The sequence below is a fragment of the Pseudoalteromonas aurantia genome (genome assembly GCF_005886875.1).
Classification (GTDB): domain Bacteria; phylum Pseudomonadota; class Gammaproteobacteria; order Enterobacterales; family Alteromonadaceae; genus Pseudoalteromonas; species Pseudoalteromonas aurantia_A.
On sequence record NZ_PNBY01000127.1, the window covers coordinates 1 to 10,233 of the forward strand.

The 10,233-nt window shown below is 42.0% G+C and carries 8 protein-coding genes; 1 reads left to right on the top strand and 7 read right to left on the bottom strand.

What is annotated here, in order from left to right:
• Positions 1 to 247: 247 nt before the first annotated feature.
• Positions 248 to 847 (top strand): Yip1 family protein, encoded by a 600-nt coding sequence (locus CWC18_RS19025; protein ID WP_138591795.1) that lies wholly within the window; start codon positions 248 to 250, stop codon positions 845 to 847.
• Between the two features lie 99 nt (positions 848 to 946).
• On the opposite strand, the gene purF is transcribed toward CWC18_RS19025, so the two are convergent.
• The 7 genes from purF to CWC18_RS19060 form a co-directional block, all read right to left on the bottom strand.
• Positions 947 to 2,473: an amidophosphoribosyltransferase gene (purF, locus tag CWC18_RS19030; protein ID WP_138591796.1), complete on the bottom strand. Its 1,527-nt coding sequence runs from the start codon at positions 2,471 to 2,473 to the stop codon at positions 947 to 949.
• 17 nt (positions 2,474 to 2,490) lie between these two features.
• Entirely contained in the window at positions 2,491 to 2,985 is a 495-nt protein-coding gene (locus CWC18_RS19035; protein WP_138591797.1) for a CvpA family protein, read from the bottom strand.
• A 61-nt stretch (positions 2,986 to 3,046) separates the two neighbouring features.
• Entirely contained in the window at positions 3,047 to 3,766 is a 720-nt protein-coding gene (locus CWC18_RS19040; protein WP_138591798.1) for an SPOR domain-containing protein, read from the bottom strand.
• Positions 3,767 to 3,781: 15 nt separating this feature from the next.
• The gene (folC, locus tag CWC18_RS19045; protein WP_138591799.1) at positions 3,782 to 5,035 is read right to left on the bottom strand and encodes a bifunctional tetrahydrofolate synthase/dihydrofolate synthase; all 1,254 of its coding nucleotides are present in this window, start codon (positions 5,033 to 5,035) and stop codon (positions 3,782 to 3,784) included.
• Positions 5,036 to 5,059: 24 nt separating this feature from the next.
• Complete coding sequence (gene accD, locus CWC18_RS19050) at positions 5,060 to 5,935, bottom strand: acetyl-CoA carboxylase, carboxyltransferase subunit beta (protein ID WP_138591800.1); 876 nt, start codon at positions 5,933 to 5,935, stop codon at positions 5,060 to 5,062.
• Between the two features lie 293 nt (positions 5,936 to 6,228).
• Positions 6,229 to 7,026, bottom strand: coding sequence for a tRNA pseudouridine(38-40) synthase TruA (gene truA, locus CWC18_RS19055; protein ID WP_138591801.1), 798 nt, complete (start codon positions 7,024 to 7,026; stop codon positions 6,229 to 6,231).
• A gap of 210 nt (positions 7,027 to 7,236) precedes the next feature.
• Positions 7,237 to 10,233 (bottom strand): FimV/HubP family polar landmark protein (locus CWC18_RS19060; protein ID WP_283957033.1); only part of this gene is annotated, 2,997 nt, incomplete at its 5' end.

Sequence of the window (10,233 nt, forward strand, 5' to 3'; positions counted from 1 at the left end):
TTTCATTTGTAATAGCCCGCTATTACTGCATAAAAGCGCCTTGATATTGAGCAAAATATCATCATTGGATTGTACGTATTTTTGTTTTCAAAACATTTTCTATTCCAAAACCCTTATCCAAACCTGAGGTTATTTAATACTTTTCAATTAGACGAAAGTTTAACCTTTTCTTGACAAAAATTGAGCAACCCCTCATAAATTAATTGGGCAGTATAAAAATAATACAGACAACAAGAAGGGGCATAAAATGATTTTTAACCATTTATGGGGCTTATACGCTCACCCGTTAGAGGAATGGCAAACAATAGACAACTGTCATGAAAACGTGAAATATAGCTTGTCACATATTGTGATTATAGCACTTATTCCCAGTATAATGGGATACTACTCCTCCGTGCATTTAGGGTGGAAAATTGGCGTTGGTGATGCAGTTTACTTAACACATGACAGCGCATTACTCATCGGGATTGCAATGTACACGGCATTAATCCTCGGCATTTTTGCACTGTCTTACTTGGCACATTGGATGGCGGTTACTTTTGGTGCTAAACCCACCTTTACCCAAACATTAGAGCTGTCTGCATATACTGCGACGCCCATGTTTATGTCGGCATTTTCAGCATTTTACCCAGAATTATGGTTTGTGGTATCGGCCGGTATGCTTGCGTTAGCCTACTCTGTTTATTTACTGTATACCGGTGTGCCTATACTTATGCATATTCCTGAAGAGCGCGGGTTTATTTACGCCAGTTCTGTAGTGACATGTGGCTTGATACTGTTGGTGATCATATTAGCAGCAACAGCAATATTGTGGACCAATGGCATAATTAGTCCTACATTTAATTAGGGGGTAGCGTATTCGATGCCCCTTGCTTTTATCCTAAATTTAAAAAGGAGCGAAATATCGCTCCTTTTTTGTGACTACATTATGTCAATGACGAGATGGTTACTCGTCTTCATTGGTCTCTTGATTGTGTAGCTCTAAACCAGATGACATTGCTTGCTCACGCGTTGACTTGGCAGAGTCATTTCGTAAAGCATCGATGCGATTCAAATAGTTTTGGTCAACATCACCTGTGATATATTCGCCATCAAATACCGATGTCTCGAACACTTTAATATCAGGGTTTTCTTGACCAACAGCAGCAATCAAATCGCTCAATGATTGATAAATAAGGCCATCGGCACCAATACTCTCATTGATGTCCTCTAGCTCACGGCCATGGGCTATAAGCTCTGCAGCAGAAGGCATGTCAATACCATATACGTTAGGGAACCGTACCTCTGGTGCCGCTGATGCAAAGTACACATTTTTTGCACCGGCTTCACGCGCCATTTCAACTATTTGTGCTGATGTGGTACCACGGACGATAGAATCATCAACCAACAATACATTTTTACCTTTGAACTCACTGTCGATGGCATTTAACTTGCGACGTACAGATTTTTTACGCAGCTCTTGCCCAGGCATGATGAAGGTACGACCAATATAACGGTTTTTTACAAAACCTTGTCGGTATGGTAACTTAAGTTCAGACGCAATCTCTAATGCAACATCACAAGATGTTTCAGGAATAGGAATAACCACGTCGATGTCTTTATCAGCCCACTCTTTTGCGATTTTTTCACCTAATTTAGTGCCCATGTTCATACGAGTTGCATAAACAGACATATTGTCCATCACTGAATCTGGGCGAGCAAAATAAACAAACTCAAAAATACAAGGTGCATGCTGTGTTTTAGCCGCACAGATTTTTGAATGAAATTCACCACTTTCGGTGACATAAATCGCTTCGCCTGGCGCTACATCGCGCACAAACTCAAAGCCATCAATTTTCAGTGCGACACTTTCTGACGCAAACATATATTCAACGCCATTACTGGTTTCACGCTTACCAAACACCAGTGGTCGAATACCATTAGGGTCTCTAAACGCTAATATACCGTGACCAATGATCATTGCGATACTTGCATAACCGCCTGTTGCTTGCTCATTGACTTGAGAGATAGCATTGAACATATCTTCAGCATCAAGCTTCATTTTGTTAGGTTTACCTAACTCATGCGCCAAAATATTCAATAAAATCTCAGAGTCTGATGTCGTATTTACGTGACGACGTGCCGTGGTAAATAAACGCTCTTTAAGTGCTTCAGCATTGGTCAAGTTGCCATTATGCGCAAGACCAATACCAAACGGAGAGTTAACATAAAATGGTTGCGCTTCCGCCGAGCTTGATGAGCCCGCAGTTGGGTAACGCACATGCCCAATCCCGATATTACCCTGCAAACGCTTCATATGGCGCGTATGAAACACGTCTTTTACTAAGCCATTCGCTTTACGTAAACTAAACGTATTATTGTCAATGGTAATTATGCCAGCAGCATCTTGGCCACGGTGTTGCAAAACAGTTAAGCCATCATAAATCGCCTGATTTACAGGAGATGTTCCGACTATCCCAACGATACCACACATGAAATTTTCCTCGCCGATTAACGGTTTACTGAATTTAAAAAGCTGGAGTTATGTTCAAGATAGGTAAAAAACCACTCTATAACAAAGCCAAATTCAGGGATCAAAGTAGATGCTGACCACCACTGCGTGCCAGGCGCACTAGTGAATGCATCCAGAAAGAACAATAAGGCGCTGACGACCAAAGCACCTCGTAAACCACCGAATACGACCCCAAAGAGTCGATCGGTGCCAGATAGCCCTGTGCGTTGCACGAGCTCTCCTAAGATATAGTTAACAAACCCACCCAACATCAAGGTCGCAATAAATAATATGGCAATTGCGGCTGCATTTCTTAAAAGGGGTTCTGAAATGGAAGTGAGGAAGGTTGCTAGATATTGGTAAAAAAAACTGGAAATAAAAAATGCGCCGACCCACACAACTAACGACATAGCTTCTTTAACAAAACCACGGAGTAAGCCAAATAATGTCGATAAACCGACAATACAGAGAATAGCGTAATCAACCCAGATCATAATAACCAATAAGTCGTTAATTTGGGCCGCATTCTATAAGAGCCAACAGGCAATTACCAGATCATTTTGCAATATTGAACTGAGTAAGTCGGCCATTTAATTTGGTCAATTCTTTCAGTTTTGCAAGCTTAGACTCAAGTTTACTCTTATCTAAGTCGGGACCAACAAACACTTTTGTTAATGTGCCATTTGGCGTTTTAACCGGACGCGTAAATGCTTTGAAGCCGCTCTTTTTAAGCTTTTGTACCAATGCGTCTACATTAGGTTTATGTGAAAAGCTTCCTAATTGAATAACATAGGCCATTTTAGTTAAGTTAGAGGTCGGTGCACGCTTTGGTTCTTTCGCTTTAGAAACCGCCGTGGTCACTATTGCTGGTTTAACTGAATTGGGCGGCGTCTCTTGCTGCGCTTTGGTGTCTGATTGTTGTTCTGTGGTTTGCTTAACGAGTGTTGGGGCCAACTCATCCGCGATATCACTTTCACTCCTACGAGAATCAGCGTTATCGACTAATGCAGTAGTATCATCGTTAGTATCTAATAAAAACGCGTCATCAGGGCTTACCATCTCCACAACATCCCCCTGAACTTCTGGCGCATTCTCAGCCTCTAGGTCTATTTTGGTTTTTAGATCGACTGTCGTAAACTCAGGGCGTTCTGGTATCGCTTTAAAGCCATCTTTATAGTGAACCTTTTCACCATCAAGAATATTGGGAATAAAAATTATTGCCGCAACCACGACGATACTTGTTCCTACTAGACGGTTAATAAATCCTGAGTTCACGTTATTACTCTCTATTTATTCAAAATATGCAATGGCTTGCGCCACCGTAAAAAATGAGCCAAAAATAATTAATACCGTTTGATCATCTAACGCTGGCAACGTATGAACTAATGCCTCTTTTACGCTATCAAAAACTAACACAGGTCTTGTGTTTGGTACCAATGACTGTAAATTTTTACCTAACTCTGCGCGAGGCCCTTCTAATGAAGCACAAGTCCATACATCGACCAAACCAACCACTTCATTGATAACGCTCACTTTATCTTTATCCGCTAGCATAGCGATTAATGCGTGAACTTTAAAGCCTTGTGCTTTAAAGTCAGTCAACTTCTGGGCTAAATAGCGCGCTGACTCAGGGTTATGTGCAACATCAGTAAAAACTTTTGGTTGCTCACTCAATTGCTGAAAACGCCCTTCAACTTTTAATTCTGACAAACAGTGTTTTATCACAGCTTCTGATGGCAATAAATTCAATGTTGCCAAGGTAGTCAAGGCTGTTGTTACATTCTGAGCAGGAATGGACGGCTTGGTAAATTCATAATCAAGATCATGGTAAATCCACCTAAAACCAGATTCTGTTGGGATAAATAAGAAGTCTCGTTTTGACAAAATCAAGTCAGCTTCTACTTCCACACCATAGTCTGTAACTGTATGCGGTATATTCAAGTCCCCCACAATGGCTGGGGTGTCTTTACGAAAGATACCAGCCTTATCATAACCGACTAATTCGCGTGTATCACCTAAATACTCTTTATGGTCTAAATCAATGGTGGTGATCACACTCGCGTATGGGGTGACTATATTCGTCGCGTCATAACGACCACCTAAGCCTACTTCAAGTAAAATATAGTCAACAGCAAAGCGCTTAAAAATAACTAAGCTGCCTAAAGTACCATACTCAAAATACGTGAGCGCCGTGTCTCCACGATCCTGTTCAAGTTGATGAAAGGCATCTACATGCACTTGATCTGGTAACTCTTTGCCATTCACTCTCACACGTTCGTTATATCTAACTAGGTGGGGAGAAGCGTAGGTACCGACATTATAACCTTGCGCTAGTAAAATAGACTCCATACAACGCGCCGTGGTTCCTTTACCATTAGTGCCTGCAATAAGAATGATTTTACTGGGGGTATTGAGTAAATCTGAGGCTTGTGCAACTTGTTGAACCCGCTCTAATCCCATTTCGATGTTAGCCGGGTGTACACTTTCTAAATAACAAAGCCAATCATCAAGAGTTGACGATTGGCTTGGTGTCTGAATTGTCATAGTCGTAACTTAAACTTAAAAAATTTACGCTACTCTATGCTCTTGTTCGGTCGAAGGCAAGCCCATAAACTTAGCAAGTATACGTGCTAATGTGTCGCGCATCTCTCGGCGGTCAACAATCATATCAATCGCACCATGCTCGAGTAAGAACTCGCTGCGCTGGAATCCATCAGGTAAAGTTTCACGTACTGTTTGCTCAATAACACGTGGACCTGCAAAACCAATCAAGGCTTTAGGCTCAGCAACATTAATATCACCTAACATCGCAAGTGATGCGGATACACCACCCATAGTCGGATCAGTTAATACTGAAATGAATGGTAAACCTTTCTCACTCATTTTTGCCAATGCAGCACTTGTTTTTGCCATTTGCATCAGAGACATAAGTGCCTCTTGCATTCGAGCGCCCCCCGAAGAAGAGAAACATACCAATGGCATATTATGTTCTAAGCTTTGATTCACCGCATCAACAAAACGTGCGCCAACAACTGACGCCATTGAACCGCCCATGAAGGCAAACTCGAATGATACTGCAGCAACAGGCATTCCTTTCAAACGCCCAGTCATCGCAACCAACGCATCTTTCTCACCACTGGCCTTTTGCGCTGATGAAATACGATCTGAATATTTTTTCGAGTCTTTGAATTTCAAGACATCTTGCGGCTCATGCTGAGTACCAATTTCTTGAAGGTCGGCATCATCTAGAAAGTATTCTAAACGTTTACGAGCGCTCAAGCGCATGTGATGATCGCATTTAGGACAAACATTTAATGACTTTTCAAGTTCTGCTTTGTATAAAATAGCATCACAGGATGAACATTTTGCCCATAAACCTTCAGGAATTTCTTTTTTCCCTGACGCTTTTGTTGTTTTAGGTAAGATTTTTTCTAACCAACTCATTTGCAACTCTCTTGTGCTAATTCTGTGTCGCGACGTCTGTAAGTACAGACAAACTGTTTCAATTAAAACATGATTTTGTCTACAACGGTATAAAAAACTGGTCTTAGTAGTCGCACCATAATACGAGCTAAAACAAACAAATCAATAATAATTTACTTATGTTTATTATCATTAACATTGTTCGCACTATTTTTCAAATTAGCACTGTTATGGCTTTACACTCATTTTTATATATGTGTTTTTGCAGATCATTCAATAAAGGTACTATTGTTAATGACGAGTCAATTAGCTAATTATTCAATATCTTTATTCGGTAAAAATAAGGGCCCCAGTGAAGTCGAAGGTATGTTCCACTTTTGTGGATAGTCTACATCGACCAAATATAAGCCATTTGGTTTTGCCGTCGCACCAGCTTGGGTACGATCTTTAAGTGTTAACAGTTCTGCCATCCACTCTGGTGACTGTTTACCCATACCAATATCTGTTAAGCATCCTGTAATATTTCGCACCATATGGTGCAAAAATGCATTCGCTTTAATATCAATAACTAAATAATCATTTACTCGTTCGACACTTAAATGATGAATGTTGCGAAATGGCGTATTTGATTGGCAGTGCACAGCTCGAAACGAGGTAAAGTCTTGCTCGCCTAACATGACAGGGCATGCAGCCTGCATTAATGTTTCATCAAGTGGATGATGAAAATGCGTTACCCCACTTCGTAATATACCGGGACGATAGGCATGATTATAAATCACGTATCGATACCTTCTTGCTGTCGCACTAAAACGAGCGTGAAACTCATCGTCTACTTGTTGCGCATAACGCACTGCAATGTCATCGGGTAACATAGAATTAAGGCCTAATGTAAAGGCACTCATATCGCGTTCTGCATGCGTATCAAAATGCACAACTTGACCAGTGGCATGCACACCAGCATCAGTGCGCCCTGCGCATACAATATCAATTTTATGGTTACAGATACGAGATAATGCTGTTTCAATTTCTTGCTGCACACTATTTACATGGGGCTGACGCTGCCACCCACTGTAATTTGCCCCGTTATACTCTATTCCCATTGCTACGCGCATACTGACTCTTACCTCTATATTTAATAGCCGTGCATTTTATGCGATTGCACGCACGAATAAAAGCTCGCTGCATCATACATAAGATATTTCTTATCAGGATAATCGTTATGCGCAAACACAATGTTGATAGAATTTGTGCATTAAAAAACAAAAATGACGTAAGGTGTTACGTCATTTTTATTGAGTGTATCAATGTATTCTAGAGTGAAATTAAGAAATTAGTTTGCTCTGTAAAGCTTGTGCTTCACTTTGGACTGATTCAGGGCCTTTATCTAATACCTCTTTTATCACCCCCATCGCACCGTCGTAATCTTCAATTTCAATATAAGCACGTGCTAGGTCTAATTTAGCGGCAAAGCCATCGGCTTCTAAGTCAACATCAGTGGCATTATCACCTGCTAAAAATTCATCAAAATCACCTAAGCCCACATCCATATCCGCATCGTCATATGGTTCATCTTGTGGTTCTAAATCATCACTTTGCGACAATAGGTCGTCTATATCAACAAATTGATCTTCGTCGTCGTCGCTGAGCTCAAGTAGTTCTTCTATCTCGGTGTCTGGCTCATCATTCAATAATGAGGCAAAATCCACGTCCACATCATCTAACTCAACGATATTAACCGGCTCAGGTTCAACCATATCATTAAGCAATGAATCGAAATCTGTATCCGATAAGTTTGCCATAAACTCATTTTCAATGGCCGCTTCATCAATAACCACTTGTTCAGCAGCTTCTTGTACTTCACTCAACTCATCCAGTTGTGATAAAAACTCATCTGGTGAGTTTTGTAAAGTATCACCCTCGTGATCCGCAGACTCAAATTCCAACTCTGGCGCATCGGCTAAGTTAGCAGGCAGCGGGGCTTCAACTGCCGCGTCAGTCCCTGTTAATTCCTTAGGCTGAATAAGCTCTTCATCTTCAAAGTCGCTTTCCATTTCAGGTAGTTGATCTGATTCATCGGCTACCGCATCCAATGCGGCTTGTTCGTCAAGTTCAAGAAGCGTTTCAATCGGCTCTTCAGCCTCAAGGTTTATCTCTTCATCAGCACTTTGCGTATCACGCTCTGAGGTCTCAACAACTGCCTCTTCCTCAAAGTCACCCTCTGCGATATTTTCCAGCACTGGGTCAACATCCAGTTCATCTTCTACTTCAACTTCAAGAGGTTGCGCTGGCTCATCGGCTACAGCATCCAATGCGGCTTGTTCGTCAAATTCAGGAAACGCTTCAAGTGGCTCTTCAGCCTCAAGGTTTATCTCTTCATCAGCACTTTGCGTATCACGCTCTGAGGTCTCAACAACTGCCTCTTCCTCAAAGTCACCCTCTGTGGTACTTTCCAGCGCTGGGTCAACATCCAGTTCATCTTCTACTTCAACCTCAACTTCAAGAGGTTGCTCTGGCTCATCGGCCACAGCATCCAATGCGGCTTGTTCGTCAAATTCAGGAAACGTTTCAAGTGGCTCTTCAGCCTCAAGGTTTATCTCTTCATCAGCACTTTGCGTATCACGCTCTGAGGTCTCAACAACCGCCTCTTCCTCAAAGTCACCCTCTGCGGTACTTTCCAGCGCTGGGTCAACATCCAGTTCATCTTCTACTTCAACCTCAACTTCAAGAGGTTGCTCAGGCTCATCGGCCACAGCATCCAATGCGGCTTGTTCGTCAAATTCAGGAAGCGTTTCAATCGGCTCTTCAGCCTCAAGGTTTATCTCTTCATTAGCACTTTGCGTATCACGCTCTGAGGTCTCAACAACCGCCTCTTCCTCAAAGTCACCCTCTGCGGTACTTTCCAGCGCTGGGTCAACATCCAGTTCATCTTCTACTTCAACCTCAACTTCAAGAGGTTGCTCAGGCTCATCGGCCACAGCATCCCATGCGGCTTGTTCGTCAAATTCAGGAAACGTTTCTAGTGGCTCCTCCGTCTCTAACGAGGCTGCCAGGTCGGCACTTTGAGCTTCAAGTTCCGAAGATTCAGCACTTCCTGCTAACGCTTGTTCCGTATTTAAATTAGCTTCCTGTTGAGGTAAGAGATCATCTTCTGCTTGCAACAAAGACTCAAATTCTGATGCACTAAGTTCTTCCAACTCGTCATCCATAGAATCAAGAGCGTCTTGTTCATTAAACTCAGGAAGATCCTCTATATTTTGCTCAGTCTGTTTATTTTCAACAGACGTTACAGCGTCTATGACACTTTTGTTGGGGGTTGCTTCGTCATCTTCGAATGACAAATCCAAGTCATCGTCACTGTGAGAGTCATCTAATTCACCTTCCAATGCATTTTCAGATACCATTTTATTTTGTAGTGCATCAGACAGCGCTTGTTCCGTCTCACTTGCCGATAAAGGCGTCTCATTAAACTCACTATCTAACTCTAACTTTGGATAACTATCTAACTCTGCACTTGGTGTTACTAAGTCTGGCTCGTCAAACTCTTCTATCTCAGATAAGTCAGCCCCTTCTAACAATGGGTCATCGCCTAAATCAATTTCGTCTCCCTCAGCTAACTCATCATCCCACTCAGAGTCACCTGAATCATCGAGTGCATTTAAAAGTTCATCAATACTCTGGCCATTCTTTTTATCATCACCCTCAAACTCTGATGTAGGTAATATACCGTCATCTTCAGACGGCACGTGCATCGTGTCCGCTTGGAAGCCACTCTCTGGAGAGTCCAAGTCATCAAGATCAAAATCATTTTCTGCCAAAGGCGTCTTGTCATTGCGCGCATGTTGATTTGTCTCTGATAACAACTCATCATCAATTTCATCAAGCAGATCACCTGCAATATCATCAGATAAATTACTTGTGGTCGCAGCACCTTTATTGCCACTCAGTAATTCATCCATCTTTTCTATGTCAAATTCATCGTCAGGTTCATTTAACAAGCCATCGATATTTTCAATATCCAGCTCATCGGTTTCTTCGATTAATTCAGGCTGTGCTGCAACGTCTAAGTCAGTTTCAGTATTAGTGCTAATAAGCTCAGACTCGCCTTCATCAATCAACGCATCAAATTCATCTACGCTTAGGTCGTCATCACCTAGCTCATCGGTCTCTTCTATTAATTCGGGCGCAGCTGCAACATCTAAGTCAGTGTCAGTAAGCTCAGGCTCATCTTCATCAACTAACGCATCAAATTCATCTACGCTTAGGTCGTCATCACCTAACTCATCGGTCTCTTCTATTAACTCGGGCGCTGCTGCAACATC